17 protein-coding genes are annotated in these 17,650 nt (G+C 61.4%); 7 read left to right on the top strand and 10 right to left on the bottom strand.

Annotated features, from left to right (window positions below; all coding sequences use genetic code 11):
• Position 1: 1 nt before the first annotated feature.
• On the bottom strand, positions 2-583 hold the full coding sequence (locus tag ALTER154_RS12360) for a PaaI family thioesterase (protein ID WP_160087444.1): 582 nt from the start codon (positions 581-583) through the stop codon (positions 2-4).
• Positions 584-703: 120 nt separating this feature from the next.
• On the opposite strand from ALTER154_RS12360, the gene ALTER154_RS12355 reads away from it, so the two are divergent.
• Complete coding sequence (locus tag ALTER154_RS12355; protein WP_160087442.1) at positions 704-1,912, top strand: MFS transporter; 1,209 nt, start codon at positions 704-706, stop codon at positions 1,910-1,912.
• Positions 1,913-1,937: 25 nt separating this feature from the next.
• The gene (gene lpdA, locus ALTER154_RS12350; RefSeq protein ID WP_160087440.1) at positions 1,938-3,338 is read left to right on the top strand and encodes a dihydrolipoyl dehydrogenase; all 1,401 of its coding nucleotides are present in this window, start codon (positions 1,938-1,940) and stop codon (positions 3,336-3,338) included.
• 180 nt (positions 3,339-3,518) lie between these two features.
• Here lpdA and zapE read toward each other — a convergent pair whose 3' ends face one another.
• The 7 genes from zapE to ALTER154_RS12315 form a co-directional block, all read right to left on the bottom strand.
• Complete coding sequence (zapE, locus tag ALTER154_RS12345) at positions 3,519-4,640, bottom strand: cell division protein ZapE (protein WP_160087438.1); 1,122 nt, start codon at positions 4,638-4,640, stop codon at positions 3,519-3,521.
• Positions 4,641-4,714: 74 nt separating this feature from the next.
• Positions 4,715-5,368 carry an HAD family phosphatase gene (locus ALTER154_RS12340; protein WP_160087436.1) on the bottom strand — a complete coding sequence of 218 codons (654 nt, stop codon included), beginning with the start codon at positions 5,366-5,368 and terminating at the stop codon, positions 4,715-4,717.
• Positions 5,368-6,357 carry an ABC transporter ATP-binding protein gene (locus ALTER154_RS12335; RefSeq protein WP_160087434.1) on the bottom strand — a complete coding sequence of 330 codons (990 nt, stop codon included), beginning with the start codon at positions 6,355-6,357 and terminating at the stop codon, positions 5,368-5,370. The genes ALTER154_RS12340 and ALTER154_RS12335 overlap by 1 nt, the downstream gene beginning before the upstream one ends.
• On the bottom strand, positions 6,354-7,148 hold the full coding sequence (locus ALTER154_RS12330) for an ABC transporter permease (RefSeq protein WP_090387003.1): 795 nt from the start codon (positions 7,146-7,148) through the stop codon (positions 6,354-6,356). Before ALTER154_RS12330 ends, ALTER154_RS12335 begins: the two co-directional genes overlap by 4 nt.
• Positions 7,135-7,974 (bottom strand): ABC transporter permease subunit, encoded by an 840-nt coding sequence (locus tag ALTER154_RS12325; RefSeq protein WP_178126364.1) that lies wholly within the window; start codon positions 7,972-7,974, stop codon positions 7,135-7,137. The genes ALTER154_RS12330 and ALTER154_RS12325 overlap by 14 nt, the downstream gene beginning before the upstream one ends.
• Positions 7,974-8,780, bottom strand: a complete 807-nt coding sequence (locus ALTER154_RS12320; protein ID WP_160087430.1) for an alkaline phosphatase family protein — start codon at positions 8,778-8,780, stop codon at positions 7,974-7,976. The genes ALTER154_RS12325 and ALTER154_RS12320 overlap by 1 nt, the downstream gene beginning before the upstream one ends.
• 56 nt (positions 8,781-8,836) lie before the next feature.
• Positions 8,837-9,895, bottom strand: coding sequence for an ABC transporter substrate-binding protein (locus ALTER154_RS12315; RefSeq protein WP_160087428.1), 1,059 nt, complete (start codon positions 9,893-9,895; stop codon positions 8,837-8,839).
• Positions 9,896-10,237: 342 nt separating this feature from the next.
• Between ALTER154_RS12315 and ALTER154_RS12310 the strand changes: the two genes are divergently transcribed.
• Positions 10,238-10,954 (top strand): UTRA domain-containing protein, encoded by a 717-nt coding sequence (locus ALTER154_RS12310; protein ID WP_160087426.1) that lies wholly within the window; start codon positions 10,238-10,240, stop codon positions 10,952-10,954.
• Between the two features lie 71 nt (positions 10,955-11,025).
• On the opposite strand, the gene ALTER154_RS12305 is transcribed toward ALTER154_RS12310, so the two are convergent.
• A complete protein-coding gene (locus ALTER154_RS12305) occupies positions 11,026-12,315 on the bottom strand; it encodes a M18 family aminopeptidase (protein WP_160087424.1) in 1,290 nt (429 codons plus the stop codon).
• Positions 12,316-12,387: 72 nt separating this feature from the next.
• Positions 12,388-13,098, bottom strand: a complete 711-nt coding sequence (locus ALTER154_RS12300; RefSeq protein WP_160087422.1) for a 4'-phosphopantetheinyl transferase — start codon at positions 13,096-13,098, stop codon at positions 12,388-12,390.
• A 368-nt stretch (positions 13,099-13,466) separates the two neighbouring features.
• On the opposite strand from ALTER154_RS12300, the gene ALTER154_RS12295 reads away from it, so the two are divergent.
• From ALTER154_RS12295 to ALTER154_RS12280, 4 genes are all read left to right on the top strand, one after another.
• Entirely contained in the window at positions 13,467-14,651 is a 1,185-nt protein-coding gene (locus tag ALTER154_RS12295; RefSeq protein ID WP_160087420.1) for an MFS transporter, read from the top strand.
• Between the two features lie 106 nt (positions 14,652-14,757).
• Complete coding sequence (locus tag ALTER154_RS12290; protein ID WP_160087418.1) at positions 14,758-15,363, top strand: outer membrane beta-barrel protein; 606 nt, start codon at positions 14,758-14,760, stop codon at positions 15,361-15,363.
• A gap of 205 nt (positions 15,364-15,568) precedes the next feature.
• Positions 15,569-16,246, top strand: a complete 678-nt coding sequence (locus ALTER154_RS12285) for a response regulator (protein WP_160087416.1) — start codon at positions 15,569-15,571, stop codon at positions 16,244-16,246.
• Positions 16,243-17,625, top strand: coding sequence for an ATP-binding protein (locus tag ALTER154_RS12280; protein ID WP_160087414.1), 1,383 nt, complete (start codon positions 16,243-16,245; stop codon positions 17,623-17,625). Before ALTER154_RS12285 ends, ALTER154_RS12280 begins: the two co-directional genes overlap by 4 nt.
• The last annotated feature ends 25 nt before the right edge of the window (positions 17,626-17,650 follow it).

Below are 17,650 nucleotides of genomic sequence, written 5' to 3'. Positions count from 1 at the left end.
CTTACTCGCTTCGACCCGGTGTTTCAGTGCCGGGTGTAGGCGATGTCCCAGGCATACTGAGAATCAGGCAGGTGGTTGAGCCGACGGCGTACAGGCGGTCGTCGACATCGTAAATGCGCCCTTCGGCCAGCGCCGTGGTGCGGCCGATATGGACGATGCGGCCTTCGGCGCGGATCGGCCCGACCTTAGTGCTGAGGGCGCGAATGTAGCTGATGCGCAGATCGGTGGTGGTGTAACCCTGGCCGCGCTGCAACTGGGTGTGGATGGCGCAGCCCATGCAGGAGTCGAGCAGGGTGGCCGCATAGCCGCCGTGCACGCTGCCCAGCGGGTTGTAGTGGCGCGCGTCCGGTGTGCCTTGGAAGACAAAGCGCCCGGATGACCATTCCAGCGGAACAAAATCCAGCAGATGGCCGATGGGCGGCGAGGGCAGTTCACCGCGGCCGATGCCGTCAAAGAACTCCTGCGGCAACAGTTCGCTGACCTGCGCCAGGCTCATGCTGCCGGGTGCACCGAGGTTGGCGCGCATGGCCTGTTCAGCGGCGAGCCATTCGGCCAGTTTTTCTTCGCGTGATGGGATGCTCATGGATCAGGCCTCGTCTGCTGGGGGGGTTAAAATTACAAGCGTAATTTAATTATTTATATTATGGTCGAAATGTTATTGCTTGGCGAGCCACGCCAGCCCGTGATCACAGGACCCACGCCCATGCATCCCTATCCCTTGCCGTCGCGCAGCCTGCTGTTGATTCTGGTGGCCCTGACCGCCCTTGGAGAGATTTCCACTCAGCTGATCATCCCCAGCCTGGGCGTTATCGAACTGATCATGAGTGCGCGCCCCGGCAGCAGCCTGCTGGCTTTATCGGCTTTCGTCGCCGCCTTTGGCTTGGGCCAGTTGTTGCTCGGTCCGCTGTCGGACCGCATTGGCCGGCGTCCGGTGCTGATTGCCGGGTTGCTGGTTTATCTGCTCGCGACCCTGTGGATGCTGCTGGCCAGCAGCATGGGCGAATTGATTGCCGCCCGCGTGCTGCAGGGGCTTGGGGCTTGCGCGGCATTGGTTCTGGCGAGAGCCATCGTCCGCGATGTGTGGCAAGTGCAGGCTGGGCCTGCATTGGCGCTGACGGTGATTGGCATGCTCTGCGCCATCGTCCTGTCGCCGATGCTGGGCGGCGTGCTGACGCTGTATGGCGGCTGGCAAGCGCCGATTGTCTTGGCACTGCTGATCGGCGTAGCCATCGTTTGTGCGGTGTTGGGCCTGTACCGCGAAAGCAATCGGCAACTCGACCCTCAGGCTGGGCAATTGAGCAGCTTGGCCGGCAACTATGCCGATCTGCTGCGCTCCGCCTCGTTTCGCGCGCTGGCCCTGACGCTGGCCTGTACGTATGGCGCGATGTTTGCGGTAATTGCCGGCTCCTCAGCTGTGTATATCGGCCTGCTCGGGCTGAGCCCGGCGCAATACGGCATCACCTTTGCGGCAATTGTTTCGGCGCTGATCGCCGGCGCGCTGTTTACCCAGCGGCGCATCTTGCAGTTGGGCCCCGAGAAAATAGTGGGCATAGGTGCGGCGCTTGTGGCGAGCGGCGCCCTGGCCACATTGGCGATTTATCTGCTGTTTGGTTTGTCGCTGCTCGGCCTGTCGTTGCCCCAGGTGTTGGTCACTCTGGGCGGCGGCATGTTGCTGCCGGCATCGGTGGCTGGCGCAGTGATCCCCAATGCCCACCGCGCCGGCTTGGCCGCAGGGTTTATGGGCTTTGCGCAAATGGCCGGTGCCACCTGCAGCGGCGTCTTGCTCAGCCTGCTGGCGGATGGCTCGGCTTGGCCTATGGTGTTGCTGAACAGTTTATTCGCCGTCGCGGCGTTCTGCGCCTTCCACCTGCTGCGTCCACGGCCGGCAGCGAACGCGGCCCTGGTTCGCTAAACCTCTGCAGCCTAGGAGTAACTCAATGAGCAACTATGACGTGCTGATCATCGGCGGCGGCCCCGGCGGCTATAACGCTGCCATCCGTGCTGGGCAACTGGGTTTGAAAGTCGCCTGCATCGAGGGGCGCGAGACTCTGGGCGGCACCTGCCTGAATGTCGGTTGCATGCCGTCCAAGGCGCTGCTGCATGCCTCGGAACTGTACGAGGCGGCGACCAGCGGCGAGCTCAACAACCTCGGTATCGAGGTCATGCCGACGCTCAATCTGGCGCAGATGATGAAGCAGAAGGATGAGAGCGTAACGGCCCTGACCAAGGGCATCGAGTTTCTGTTTCGCAAGAACAAAGTCGAGTGGATCAAGGGCTGGGGCCGTTTGAATGGGCCGGGCAAGGTTACGGTGACCCTGGCCGATGGCAACGTGAGCGAGCTGCAGGCCAAGAACATCGTAATTGCCACCGGCTCGGAGCCGACACCGCTGCCAGGGGTGACGATTGATAATCAGCGCATTCTCGACTCCACCGGCGCGCTGGCTTTGCCGAAAGTGCCCAAGCACCTGGTGGTGATCGGTGCCGGGGTGATCGGCCTGGAGCTGGGTTCGGTGTGGCGGCGTTTGGGCAGCGAAGTGACGGTGGTGGAGTACCTCGACCGCATCTGCCCAGGCCTGGATAACGAAACCGCGAAAACCCTGCAGCGCACCCTGAGCAAGCAGGGCATGAATTTCAAACTGGCAACCAAGGTCAGCGCCGCCAAGGCCACGGCCAAAGGCGTGACCCTTGACCTGCAGCCGGCTGCCGGCGGCGCTGTCGAGCAACTACAGGCCGACTATGTGCTGGTCGCTATCGGCCGCCGTCCCTATACCGCCGGCCTGGGTTTGGAAACCGTCGGCCTGGCCACCGACAAGCGCGGCATGCTGGAAAACCAGCAGCACCGCAGCAGCGTGCCGGGTATCTGGATTATCGGCGACGTGACCTCCGGGCCGATGCTTGCGCACAAGGCCGAAGATGAAGCCATTGCCTGTATCGAACGCATCGCCGGACATGCCGCCGAGGTCAATTACGAGGCGATTCCTGGGGTGATCTACACCAAGCCGGAAGTCGCCACCGTGGGCAAGACCGAGGAGCAGTTGAAGGCCGAGGCGCGCGCCTACAAGGTTGGCAAGTTTCCCTTCACCGCCAACAGCCGGGCGAAGATCAACCACGAGGCCGAAGGCTTCGTCAAAGTGCTGGCCGATGAGCGAACCGACCAGATTCTCGGCGTGCATATCATCGGCCCCAGTGCCGGCGAACTGATCGGCGAGTACTGCGTGGCCCTGGAGTTCAGCGCTTCGGCCGAAGATATTGCGCTGATCTGCCATCCACACCCAACCCGCTCGGAAGCGCTACGCCAGGCGGCGATGAGTGTGCATGGCTGGGCCATGCAGGCCTAAGCCTACTTACAGTCTGCTGCGCGTCGGCCCTGCTGCGTTAAAAGCAGGCTCGGAATGCTCATGTACAAAAGTACACTCCGCTTCCTTGCCGCTTTGACCAGCCGGAGGCTGTTACTAACGTAGCGCCTTGCATGGCTCTAGCTCGCAAGACTTCAAAAAGATTCTTAAAGCCCCAAAGCATTACGCGCCGAAGCGCTGGAGTTGCATCTCCTGCAATCGGCTCAGGGTGCGGCGAAAGGCGAAGCTCAGGTAGCCCTCGGTATAGAGTTCGGCCAGCGGCACCTGGGCTTCGAGGTACAGCGGCACCTTGCGGTCGTAGCACTCATCCACCAGGGCGATAAAGCGCCGCACGCTGTCATCCTTGACCGACAGGGCGGGCAGCTGGCGGTCACCGGCCTGCACCCGCTCGACGCCATCCTCGGTACCACGGGCAATCTTTGCCGCGCGTTGCGGGCTGCTCAGGTTGGGTACTTCGCTGAGCAGAATGGCCTGGAAGCGGTCGCACAGGGCGATAAAGTCCGGCGCGGCCAAGGACTGCTCGCACAGATCGGCAAAGCGGCACCAGAGCACGCCGTCGCAGTGGCGCAGGGTCTGCACGCTGCGGTTGCCGAGCGTGAGCGGTGGATCGCTGCTGGGCCTACCTGCGGCCAACTGACTGAAGGTCCGGCTCAGCACACTGGGCAGTCCAGGCGTGGCAACCCAATAGCGGGTATGCGCGGCGCCTGGGTGCAGGCGATGATCTTCCTCACCGTTGATGCTCACTACCTGCATATGCCGTTGCAAGGCGGCCACCGCAGGCAGAAAGCGCTCGCGATTAAAGCCTTCGGCATACAGCAGTTCAGGTGGCTGGTTGGAAGTGGCCACCAGCACCATGCCCTGTTCGAACATCACCTGAAACAGGCGGCCGAGAATGATCGCATCGCCGATATCGCTGACAAACAGCTCGTCGAAACACAGCACGCGCACTTCTTGGCTCAGCTCAACGGCCAGCGCCTGCAACGGATCAGGTGTACCGGTGAGCTGAAACAGGCGCCTATGCACCCAGCGCATAAAGTAGTGAAAGTGCTGACGTCGCGCGGGGACTTTCAGGCCTTTGTAGAAGCTGTCCATCAGCCAGGTCTTGCCACGGCCCACCGGCCCCCACAGATACACCCCGTTGATCGGATGCGCGGATGTGGCCTGGTGCAAGTCCTGATGGCAATCATGCAGGGCTTGGGCGGCCTGCCACTGCGCAGGGTCGGATTTGAAACCGTCGCGGTCGATGGCCTGCTGGTAGGTGACGAGGGGCGAATTGCTGGGCATGAAAACAGGCGCATGGCGGTGAGGTGGCGCGTTATAGCCTGTAAGCAGGCCTACGCGCCACATCCAGCGCTCAATCAGCGCCAGTTAAGGATCGGCCAACCGGCCTGCTGGGCGTGCGCAAGCAGAGTGGGGTCGGGGTTGACCACATAGGGCTTGTCGACCACCTGCAGCAGTGGCAGGTCGTTGCGTGAGTCGGAGTAGAAGTAGGCGCCGTCGAGGACTTCGCCGTGCTCTTGCAGCCAATCACGTAGGCGCGTGACCTTGCCTTCGCGGTAGGTCATGACGCCCTGGGTACGGCCGCTGTAGTGGCCGTGCTGAACTTCCAGGTCGATGGCCAACACTTCTTCGATCTTCAAGCGCGCGGCAACGGCGCTGACCAGAAAATGCGCCGAGGCGGAAATCACCAGCAGCCGGTCACCGGCGGCGCGGTGGTTGGCCAGGCAGCGGGTGGCGTCGCTGTAGAAAATCGGCTCGATCACGTCTTCGACAAAGGGCTCGACCACGTGGGCGACTTCTTCCGGCGTGCGGCCCACCAGGGGCGACAGGGTAAAGGCCATGTAGTCTTCCATGGCCAGGCTGCCGGCGGCGTATTGGCGCATCAGCTCCTGTTCATGGGCGATAAAACTGTCGGCGTCGGCCCAGCCGAGTTTGACCATTTCCTGGGTCCACAGGCTGGCGCAGTCGCCGCCGATCAGGGTTTCGTCCAGGTCGAAAATTGCCAGGGCCATCAGGCCACCTCACAGATTGCGTTGTCTTCAATGTTCAGGTTGATGCGTTGCCCACTGGCGTGCAGGTCCGCCGGGGAGCGGTTGAGCACGTCCACCAGCAGTTCGACGCCGCGCGCCTCGATGCGGTAACGGATCACGTTGCCGAGCAGGCGATGGCTGCGAATCTGCCCCTCAATGCTGCCCTGGGCGCCAATCTGGATGGCCTCCGGGCGGATTGCCACGCGACTGTTGACCGGGCGCAGCAGCAGGCGACTGGCGGTATCGGCGTCGAGCAGGTTGTAGTTGCCGATAAACCCGGCGGCAAAGGCGTCGGCGGGGGCGGTGTAGAGGGTTTCCGCGTCGCCGCTCTGGACGATCTTACCGGCGTTCATCAGGAAGATACGGTCGCTCATGACCAGCGCTTCTTCCTGGTCATGGGTGACGAAAATGGTGGTCAGGCCCAGCTCCTGCTGGATGCTGCGGATCTGCTCGCGAAGGTGCTTGCGAATCCGCGCGTCCAGCGCCGACAGCGGTTCATCGAGCAGCAGCAGGCGCGGGCGGGTGACCAGCGATCGGGCCAGAGCTACGCGTTGGCACTGGCCGCCGGACAGTTGCTGCGGGTAACGGCCGGCGAAGTCATTCAGCTCAACCAGCTCCAGCACTTCCTTGACCCGCTGCTCGGCTTCGCTGCCTTTGACCTTCTGCATGCGCAGGCCAAAGGCGACGTTCTGTTGCACGGTCATATTGGGGAACAGCGCGTAGCTCTGGAACACCATGCCGATGCCGCGTTTTTGCGGGGCTACGGGCACCAGGTCCTCACCGTCGAGCAGAATCTGCCCGCCATTCACTCCGGTTAGACCGGCGATGCAGCGCAGCAGGGTGGATTTGCCGCAGCCGGACGGGCCAAGCAGGGTGATGAATTCGCCCTTGGCGATCTCGCAGTTGATATCGCTGAAGATCGCGGTATCGCCGTAGCTCTTGTGCAGGCCTTGAATACTCAGATAACTCATGACTTGTCCTTATTCAGGCGGTTGGCCGCCCAGGTCATCAGCAGCACGAACATGAAGTAGGAAATCACCAACGCACTGGTGAAGTGACCGCTGTCGTTGCGCATGTTGTAGAGGTACACCTGCAGGGTTTCATAGCGGCTGCCGACCAGCAGGTTGGCGAACACAAACTCACCAAACAGGAAGCTGAAGGAGAGAAATACCGAGACCATCAAGCCCTTGCGCAGATTAGGCAGCACCACCATAAAGGCCGCGCGCCAGGTGCTGGCACCGAGCAGGTGCGCGGCGTCCATCAGGTCGCGCAGGTTGATCGCCTGCAGGTTGTTACTGATGGCTCGGTACATAAACGGCAGGGCGATAGTGAAGAAGCAGCCAATCAGAATCCACGGCGTACCGAGGATTGGCAGCGGGCCGCCGGCGAACAACTGCATCAAGCCGACCGAGGACACCACTGGCGGGATGGCGAACGGCAGCAGGATCAGCACGTTCATTACCGCATCGAGCTTGGGGAAGTGGTAACTGACCACAAACAGCAGCGGCAGAATCAGCACCAGCGACAGCGCCAAAGCAGCCAGGCAGACCAGCAGCGAGCGGCCAAACGCAGCGAGGAAGCGTGCATCGCTCCACAGCGCCAGGTACCACTTGAAGGTCAGCCCGCTGGGCAGCACGCTGGCCGACCAACTGGTGGAGAACGAGTAGAGCAGGGTGCCGAGCAGCGGCAGCAAGAGGATCAGCAGCAGGCTGTAGACCACCAGCTGGTGGAACAGCGGCGAGCGTTTTTCAGCGTGGGACATGGTAGCTCCGGCGCAGCAGCCATTGGTGAACGATGGTGATCAGGGTCATCAGGCCAACCAGAATCATCGCCAGGGCACTGGCCATATTCGGGTCGAGGAAGATGTCGCCGGAAACCATGGCGGCAATCCGAATCGGCAGGATATTGAAGTTGCCAGTGGTCAGCGCATACACCGTGGCGTAGGCGCCGAGTGCGTTGGCCAGCAGAATCACGAAGGTGCCGAGCAGCGCGGGGGTCAAGACGGGCAAGCCGATATGCCGCCAGAACTGCCAGTTACTTGCGCCGAGCAATTCAGCCGATTCGCGCCAGTCTTCACGCAAGGCGTCGAAGGCTGGGTAGAGCAGCAGCACACCCAGGGGAATCTGGAAGTAGGTGTACAGCACGATCAGGCCGGTTTTCGAGTAGAGGTTGAAATCCTCGATGATCCCCGCCTGCTTGAGCAGGATGGTCAGTGCGCCGTTAAACCCCAACAGGATGATAAAGGCGAAGGCCAGCGGCACCCCGGAGAAGTTGCTGGTCATGTTGGAAAACGCCATGACGAAGTCGCGCAGCTTGCTGTCGACTTGCCGCAGCGAGTAGCTGCCGAGAATGGCAATGCTGATGCCGATCAAGCTCGACCAGAACGCCACTTCCAGGCTGTGACGCATCGCCTGGCGGTAGAACGGTGAGGAGAAGGCCTGCTGGAAATTGCCCAGGCCCCAGCCTTCAGTCGTTTGCAGGCTGTTACTGGCCACCCAGAGCAGCGGGGCGATCTGAAAGGCGATAAAAAACAGGGCAAAAGGCAGCAGGCACAGCAGCGCCAGCCATTTGCCGCGCAGGACAGACATCATGCGAGGAGCTCCCGGCAGACAGGTTTGTCGTGGGCCACACCGAGCAGCTCGCAGACCGTACCGCACAACTCCAGCTGTTTCGGCTGAGCGTTGGGATCGAGGCTGAAGGCACTGCCGAGTACCAGCAGTGGTACTTCGCGTTCTTCCGGCAGCAAGCCGTTGTGGCTGCGATCGTTGTTCATGCCGTGGTCGGCGGTCACCAGAATCTGGTAGCCGGCATCGAGCCAGGGCTGAATATATTCGGCCAACAACACATCGGCCATGCGCGCGCTGTTACGGTACTGCGCGCTGTCGAGGCCGTGCTTGTGGCCGGCGTCGTCGATATTCATCGGATGCACCAGCAGCAGGTTGGGCGTATGGCGCAGGCGCAGGCTTTCCGCGTCGGCAAACAGGTGCGAATCCGGGTAATGATCGGCGTAGTAGAAGTGGCCGTACTGAATCGGCAGGTTGGCGTCTGTCGTGTGACGGTCGCGCGCCGCTTGGAATGGCGAGCGGTTATACAGCTCGCTGACCCAGTGATAGGCCGCCGCAGCGGTAATCAGCCCAGCGTCGCGGGCGTAGTGGAACAGGCTGCGCTGGGTCGACAGGCGCGAGACATCGTTATTGACGATGCCGCTGTCGATGGGCGCAACACCGGTCAGAATCGCTTCATACAGCGGGCGTGACAGGGCCGGGAGTTCACAGTCGAGCTTGTACAGCGCGGCGCGTCCAGCCTGGCAGTAAGCCTGCAGATGCCCCAGCGCGTGCTGAGCCACCTGATAGCTCAAGCCATCCAGAACCACGAGGATGACGTTGTGCGACATGATTGAAAGCCTTAGCAACCGAATCGGCCCCGGAGTGTATCCGGGGCCAGATTGCATTAGTTCATATTGATGATGACGTGTTCCTGCCACAGACGCGGCAGTGCTTTGGAAGTGGCTTCCCAGGCAGCAGCATCCTTGATCGGCTGAACCTTGGCGTATTGCTCCTGCGGCAGCAGCTTGGCTTGTACTTCGGCTGGCAGGGTCAAGTGCTCGGCGCGGATAGGGCGGGCGTTGCCTTTTGCCAGGTTGATCTGGCCGGCGTCGCTCAAGATGTACTCACGCGCCAGTTTGGCCGCGTTGGGGTTTTTCGCCCACTTGTTGATGATGGTGCTGTAGCCGGAAATCACCGAACCATCGGAAGGAATCAGTACTTCGAAGCGGCTTGGGTCGATCTGGTCGCGGTAGCTCAGGCCGTTGAAGTCCCATACCACGCCCACTTCTACTTCGCCTTTTTCCAGGGTCTGGATGGTTGGGTTGGCCAGCGACAGACGGCCTTGTTTGGCCAGCTCGCCGTAGAAATCCAGCGCCGGTTGCACGTTGCTTTCATTACCGCCCATGGCGATGGCGGCAGCCAGCACACCGTTTACGGCTTGTGCGGCGGTGCTGACATCACCGGCAGAGACTTTGTAGGTGCCCTTTTTCAGGTCAGCCCAGGAACGCGGGATATCCTTGACCAGCTGCTTGTTGACGATAAAGGCGATGGAGCCGGTGTAGGCGAGCATCCAGTGGCCGTCAGCGTCCTTGGCCCAGGTTGGAATCTGTTCCCAGGTGCTTGGCTTGTAGGGTTGGGTAACACCCTGCTGCACGGCGATGGGGCCAAAGGCTGCGCCTACGTCGCCGATATCGGCGGTGGCGTTGTCTTTTTCAGCGGCGAACTTGGCAATTTCCTGGGCCGAGCTCATGTCGGTATCCATATGCTTTAAGCCATACAGTTTGTTCAGGTCGGCCCAAGTGTCTTTCCAGTTGGCCCAGCTGTCCGGCATGCCCACACTGTTCACCGCGCCTTCAGCGCGCGCGGCCTTTTCCAGTGCTTGCAAATCCGTTTCAGCAGCCATGGCCGAGGTGGCCAGGGCGATGGCTGAGCCCATCAGTGAAGCCAGCAGCAGTTGTTTCATTGGAAACTCCTTTGCGATTGAAGTGCGTGCAGTGAAAAGTTCTGGTCTAGATCAGCAAGACCCAGGCCAATTTAGGCTTGTTAAATGACAGTTTTATGTACGTTGGTCATTTACCGGCTCGAGCCGGGTTGCACAAACTGGCGCACCACTAGCGTAGACCATGAACAAATTCAGTCATGTATGGCCTGCAGCCCAAGTTTTATCAGCTTTTACTGGCGCTGAAAGAAAGTTGTCATGGCGTGGTCATCAAGACTGCTTAAACTTGAAACATGGTTTTTACTGCTGCATTCACATGTTGATGCCCCGAAATGGGGCTGGACTAGTCCAATTTTGGAGGTCTTGATGCGCGATGAAGCGCCGCGGGCAGTCACAGCTATATGCCGGGCATTGGAAGAGCAGATCGAACACGGCCTGTTGCCGTCGGGAAGTCAGTTGCCGGCCGAGCGTAAGCTCAGCGAGGTATTCGATACCACGCGCATTACTCTGCGCGAGGCGCTGGGCCAGCTGGAGGCTCAGGGACTGATCTATCGCGAGGAGCGCCGCGGCTGGTTTGTTTCGCCGCCGCGCGTGGCCTATAACCCGCTGGTGCGCAGCCACTTTCACGCCATGGTCGGCGAGCAGGGCCGGGTGCCGGCCACCGAAGTGCTGAGCGCCAAACTGATTCCGGCCAGCGCCGAGATCTGCCAGCTACTGGCTTTGCCGGCACTCTCCAGCGTCTACCAGATCCGCCGCGCCCGGCGTATCGATGGCCGTTTGGTGCTGTATGTCGAGCACTACCTCAATCCGAATTACTTCGCCGGCATTCTGGATTTCGACCTGACCCGCTCACTGACTGAGCTGTACGCCAGCGAATACGGCATTCATTACGGCCGGGTGCGGTTTGATATGGTGCCCACGGCGTTGCACAGCGAAGCCGCATCGGCATTGAAAGTAGCGGTGGGCAGCCCCGCGCTGCGCATTGTGCGGATCAACCGCGACCAGCATGGCCGACTGATTGATTGCGATCTGGAGTTCTGGCGCCACGACGCTCTGCATGTGAGCGTCGAGGTGCCGGAGTAACGGTAACAGCGTAGGGCGGATGGTGCTTTTTCATCCACCCTACAATGTCGTGAGCGTTTAGATAATGAGCGTCACGGCAGCTCAGCGCTGGCGTAAAACGCCGTCAGCACTTTCACCAAATGCGCCAGATCATGGCTGCCGGCCAGTTCGCGGATCGAGTGCATGGCGAAGGTCGGCAGGCCGATATCCACGGTGCGCACGCCCAGCTGGCTGGCGGTGATCGGGCCGATGGTCGAGCCGCAACCCATGTCGCTGCGGGTAACAAAGCTCTGCACCGGCACTTCATTTTCCAGGCATAGATGACGGAAGAATCCGGCGGTTTCGCTGTTGGTGGCGTAGCGCTGGTTGCTGTTGATCTTGATCACCGGGCCGGCGTTGAGCTTGGGGCCGTGGTTCTGGTCATGCTTGTCGGCATAGTTGGGGTGTACGCCGTGGGCGTTATCGGCTGAGACCAGCAGCGAGCGCTGGATGGTGCGCACAAAGGCGTCGCCGTCCGGTAGCACGCGACGCAGCACCTGTTCGAGCATCGGGCCATCGGCGCCGCAGGCCGAGCAGGAGCCGACTTCCTCGTGGTCGGTGCAGACCAATACGCAGCTTTCCTCATCCGGCGCCGCCAGCAGCGCCTGCAGCCCGGCGTAGCAGGACAGTAGGTTGTCCAGTCGCGCGCCGGCGATAAAGTCGCCATTCAGGCCAATCACCGCAGCGCTCTGGGTGTCGTAGAAGCTCAGCTCGTAATCGAGCACCGCATCGGCGCTGAAGTCGTGTTCGCGGGCCAGTTGATCGGTGATCAGCGCGCGGAAATCGGCCGGTTCATCGCCGGACAGCTGCGCGAGGATTGGCGGCAGCTCGTTCTGCGGGTTGATTGCCCAGCCCTGATTGGCTTCACGGTTGAGGTGAATAGCCAGGTTGGGAATCACGGCAATCGGGCATTGGAAGTCGATCAGCTGGCTTTCCACCTTGCCATCGCGGCGGTACGTGACTCGACCGGCCAACGACAGGTCGCGGTCGAACCAGGGCGCCAGCAAGGCACCGCCATACACCTCAACGCCGAGCTGGAAAAAACCCTGCTTCTGCAGTTCTGGTTGTGGCTTGACCCGCAGGCACGGGCTGTCAGTGTGTGCGCCGACCAGGCGGATACCGCCTTCCAGTGGCGCGCGCTTGCCTAGCTTGAAGGCGATGATCGAGGAGTCGTTGCGCGTCACGTAGTAGCGGCCGCCGGCCTCGGTGTGCCAGCTGGCGCGCTCGTCCAGGTGCTGAAAACCGGCCGCTTCAAGGCGTTGAGCCAGGCTGGCGGTGGCATGAAAAGGGGTTGGCGAGGCCTTGAGGAACTCAATCAGGCCTTGATTCAAATCTTCGCGCATAGGGCACTCCAGACGGCAATCGGCCGAGTTTAGCGGATTTGCCTAGCGCTTTGGGCTGCCGCGCTCGACAGATCAGCGCGGGATGCTGACCAGGCTCAGCAGATAACCGTCGAACTCGGCGAATTGGCCTGCCAGCTCACTGCCAGCGGGCCAGTCCGCATGCAGGTCAATCAGCAGACGCATACGCACGTTATTGTCGGTGTCGATGCTGAGTAGCTCGGCATCCTGAAAGTAGAAGTGCTGCAGCACTTGCGGGTAGAGCGCCTTGAACAGGCTTTCCTTGAGCGAAAAAGTCAGGCTGATGCGTTGGGCGCGTTGTTCGCTCGGCAAGGTTTCCAGACGGAACAGCTCGGAGGGCGTCAGGATTTCCGCTGCCAAGCGTTCGGCGCGGCTGGCTGGCATGATCTGCTCGATGTCCAGGCCCAGGCCGCGCCAATCCGTGCTGTTACCCACCACGGCGCCGGCCCAGCCGCTGCCGTGGGTGATCGAACCGACCATGCCTAGTGGCCACTGCGGCGCACGGTCTTCACCGCTGGCCGGCGTGGCGGAAATGCCCGTCAAACGCATCAAGGCCTCACGCGCACACAGCCGACCGGCCAGGTATTCGGTCTGCCGTTTGGCCACGCCGCGCACCGGCTCGATGGCGCAGCGGCTGAAATCCTCTGCATCCAGCAGCTCGGGGCTAAAGCGTGTGCTGATCAGCTGCACCGCCGGCAGCGTATGCGGCAGTGGCCAGTGGTCATTCAGCGGGCTGCAGCAGGATGGCAAGTAGGCTGTATTCATCGGCCTATTCTGCCGCGCGGCGGTTTGTACGGCCAGCCGGTGCGGGCGTTTACATTTCTTTGCAAAGCCGCAACAAAGCTAAACGGAGTTGCCGAGGCTTTTTTGCCACACTGCAGCATGCGTTTCTTCGGGGACGCAGGTGAGGTTGTAGCTGGCGCAGGCGTGAGGCTTGTTCCGGCATTTCTCTGAGAATGAGTACGGGAGCCCGTTTGGGCTCCCGTTTTTTTTTGCGCTGCGTTTGTCACTGGGCAGGCTTTGTACTCATCGCATTAAGCACAACGGCTATGCACCGTGCGCAAAACCAGCCCGGCTGGCCGCGTGCTAATCTGCCAGGACGGCTGATTTAGAGCCTTTCTGTGAGCCTGCCGATGCCTGCTGCCAATTCCTCTGCGCACCTGATGCGTGGCACTGCCGCCTACCGGCGCGCGACCCTGGCGCTGTTCTGTGCCGGGTTTGCCACCTTTGCCTTGCTCTACTGCGTGCAGCCGCTGCTGCCACTGCTGGCGGCACATTTTTCCGTATCGGCGGCGGGCAGCAGCCTGGCGTTATCGCTGACCACCCTGAGCCTGGCCATCTGCCTGCTGGTGTCTGGCGCGCTGGCCGAGAGCTGGGGCCGCAAGCCGGTGATGGTGGCGGCCCTGGGCCTGGCGTCGCTGCTGGGGATTGCCTGTGCGCTGGTCGATAGCTGGGATCACCTGCTCTGGCTGCGCGCCTTGCTTGGCCTGGCCCTGAGTGGATTGCCAGCGCTGGCCATGGCCTATGTCGGCGAGGAGTTCGACCCAGAGGCACTGCCGGCGGCGATGGGCCTGTATATCGGTGGCACCGCGTTAGGTGGTTTGCTCGGGCGCCTGCTTGCTGGTTTGCTCAGTGATCTAGGCGGTTGGCCGCTGGCCTTGGCCGGGATTGCCGGCATGGGCTTGTTGGCGCTGGGGCTGTTTGTCTGGCTGCTGCCGCCGTCACGGCATTTCACCGCGCAGTCGCTGTCACTGCGCGGCCTGTTGCGCAACTTTGCTACGCACCTCGGTAATGGTGAGTTGCGCCGGTTGTTCCTGCTGGCATTTCTGTTGATGGGCGGCTTTGTCGCGCTGTTCAACTACGTCGGTTTTCGTCTGGCAGCGGCGCCGTTCAACCTGTCTTCCAGCCTGATCGGTCTGCTATTTACGGTGTATCTGCTGGGAATCGTCAGCGCTGGTTGGGCGGGGCGACTGGTGCCACGCTTGGGCGCACGCCAGGTGATGCAGGGCGGTATCGCCATCATGCTGCTGGGTGTGGCGCTCTGTGCCACGCCCTGGTTAAGCGCGGCGGTGGCGGGGCTGGCCTTGTTCACCCTGGGCTTCTTTGCCGCCCATGCGGTGGCCAGCGGCCAGGTGGGGCAGCGTGCCCACGGCGCCAAGGCTCAGGCATCTGCGTTGTACCTGTGCGCCTACTACCTGGGCTCCAGCGTGATTGGCTACGCCGCTGGGTATATCTGGGAGCACGCCGGCTGGCTGCCAATGCTGGCGGTATTGGCCGTGTTATTTGTCGCAGCCGGTGTTAACGCGCGCAAGTTGTAAGAGGGCGTTCAGCGTTTGTTCAGCAAGGGTTCAGTGGGCGTTCAGCTTGGGGTAGGCAACATGGACCTCGAGTTAAGCAACACCGACTAACCACTGAGGACACACCATGAACCGCACTCTTAGCAAACTGGCCCTGGCAACTTCCCTGACCTTCGCTGCGGCTGCGGCCAATGCCGGCGACAACTTTGTTGGCCTGACCTGGGGTCAGACCGACAACAACATCCAGAAATCCAGCGCGCTCAACAGCAACCTGAACAGCCCCAAGCTCGACAAAGTAATCAACGACACTGGTACCTGGGGCGTACGCGCCGGTCAGGTCAGCGATGCAAACCGTTACTACATGACCTACGAGAATGTCTCGGACACCGATCGCGGCAGCAAGCTGCGTCAGCAGAACCTGCTGGGTAGCTACGATGTGTTCCTGTCGGTTGGCGACTACAACACCAAGCTGTTTGGCGGAGCCACCGCTGGCCTGGTCAAGCTGGAGCAGGAGAGCAAAGGCTTCAAGCGTGACAGTGATATCGGCTTTGCCCTAGGCCTGCAGGCTGGCATTCTTCAGGACATCAACCAGAATGCCTCGATTGAAGCCGGCTACCGCTACCTGCGCACCAATGCCAGCACCGAAATGGCGTCACACGGCGCAGGCAAGGCTGGCTCGCTGGACCTGCACAGCAGCGGCCAGCTGTACCTGGGTGCCAACTACAAGTTCTAAGAACTTGCCTCGGACCTGCTGCGCGTCGGCCAAACTGCGTTGAAAACGGCCTCGGAATGCTCATTTACACCTCGTAAACTGCGCTTCCTCGGCCGTTTCGCCTTGTTTGGCTCTAGCTTGTTAGATCCGATTCAGGTTCTACGCAGCAGGTAGGCCAAAAGGGCCGGGCACCATGCCCGGCCGCTTTATTGGGGGAATGTGCAGGATGAAACTGTTGGTCGTGGAAGATGAAGCGTTGCTGCGTCACCACCTCTATAGCCGGCTGGGCGAGCAGGGCCATGTGGTCGATGCCGTGGCCAATGCCGAAGAAGCGCTGTACCGCGCTGCGGAATACAACCATGACCTGGCGGTGATCGATCTCGGCCTGCCAGGCATGAGCGGGCTGGACCTGATTCGCCAGTTGCGCAGTCAGGACAAGAGCTTCCCCATTCTGATTCTCACCGCCCGTGGCAACTGGCAGGACAAGGTCGAAGGCTTGGCCGCCGGTGCCGATGATTACGTGGTCAAACCTTTTCAATTTGAAGAGTTGGAGGCGCGCCTGAACGCCTTGCTGCGCCGCGCCTCGGGCTTTACCCAGGCGAGTATTGCCGCCGGCCCGCTCGTACTCGACCTCAACCGTAAGCAGGCGTTGCTCGATGGCGAAGCCCTGCAACTGACCGCCTTTGAGTACCGTATTCTCGAATACCTGATGCGCCACCAGCAGCAGGTGGTGGCGAAGGAGCGACTGATCGAGCAGCTCTACCCGGATGACGAAGAGCGCGACCCCAACGTGATAGAAGTGCTAGTCGGCCGGCTGCGCCGCAAGCTTGAAGGTCAGCTGGATTTCAAACCCATCGAAACCGTGCGCGGCCAAGGCTACCTGTTTACTGAGCGCTGCCGATGAGCGAGGCCGAGTTGAGCAAACCGGTCACCGGTCGTCGCGGTGAGTCCCTGCGTCTGCGTCTGATGCTCGGCACGGCGGTGCTGGCCATGCTGTTTATGCTGGCGCTGCTGCCGGTCTTGCGCGGCGCCTTTGTGATTGCCCTGGAGCAGTCCATCGAAAAACGTCTGGCTTCGGACGCTGCCGGGCTGGTTTCTGCCGCGCGTAACGAGCAGGGCCGATTGAGCATGCCCGACAAACTGCCGGCTGAGGAATTCGACACGCTGGAGGCCAAGCTGCTGGGCTTTATCTACGACCGTCAGGGCACGCTGGTCTGGCAGTCGCGTTCCTCCCTGGATGAAAGCGTCGACTATCGCCCACGCTACGACGGCCGTGGTCACGAGTTTGTGCGCATCACTGATGCTCAAGGCCGTGAGTTCTTTGTCTACGACGTAGAAATCGACCTGCTGCGCGGTCAGAGCGCGGCCTTCAGCGTGGTGACCATGCAGCCGGCCAGCGATTACCAGGCCATGTACGACGGCTTTATGGGCCAGCTCTACCTCTGGCTCGGTGGCGCGCTGTTGGTGTTGCTGGGGTTGCTGTGGTTTGGCCTGACCTGGGGCTTTCGTAGCCTGCGCGGGCTTAGCGCCGAATTGGATCAAGTGGAGGCGGGCACCCGTGCCAGCCTGAGTGAAGAGCACCCGCGCGAGCTGCTGCGCCTGACCGGCTCGCTCAACCGCCTGTTGGAAAGTGAACGCCAGCAACGCGAACGTTACCGGCATTCGCTGGATGACCTGGCCCACAGCTTGAAAACCCCCTTGGCCGTGCTGCAAAGCGTGGCTGAAGTGATCGACAAGCAGCTGCAGAACCGCGATCAGTCGCAGGTGCTGCAACAGCAGATCGAACGCATGAGCCAGCAGATAGGCTATCAACTGCAGCGCGCCAGCCTGCGCAAAAGCGGCTTGATCCGCCACAGCACACATTTGGCGCCTTTACTCGATACGCTCTGCGGTGCGCTGGATAAGGTCTACCGCGACAAGCAGGTCCAGATGCTGCGCGATTTTTCCAGCGAGCAGCACCTGCCTATGGAACGCGGCGCGTTACTGGAGTTGCTCGGCAACCTGCTGGAAAACGCTTACCGCCTGTGTCTCGGCCAGGTGCGCGTGAGCGTGCGTCAGCAGGGCAGTGTGCTTGAACTCTGCGTCGAAGACGACGGGCCCGGTGTACCGGCTGATCAGCGCGAGCGCATCCTGCGCCGTGGCGAGCGGTTGGATGCTCAGCATCCGGGGCAGGGCATCGGCACCGCAGTGGTTAAAGACATCATCGAAAGCTACGACGGGGAGTTGCTGCTGGAGGATTCGGCGTTGGGCGGCGCGAGTTTTCGTGTACGGTTCAGCGACTGAAACAAGCCCGTGTGGATGCGCAGAG

The sequence above is a fragment of the Pseudomonas sp. 9AZ genome (assembly GCF_902506525.1).
Classification (GTDB): Bacteria; Pseudomonadota; Gammaproteobacteria; order Pseudomonadales; family Pseudomonadaceae; genus Aquipseudomonas; species Aquipseudomonas peli.
The sequence above is the reverse complement of the archived record's forward strand: the minus strand, read 5'-3'. Positions and strand labels throughout refer to the sequence as shown.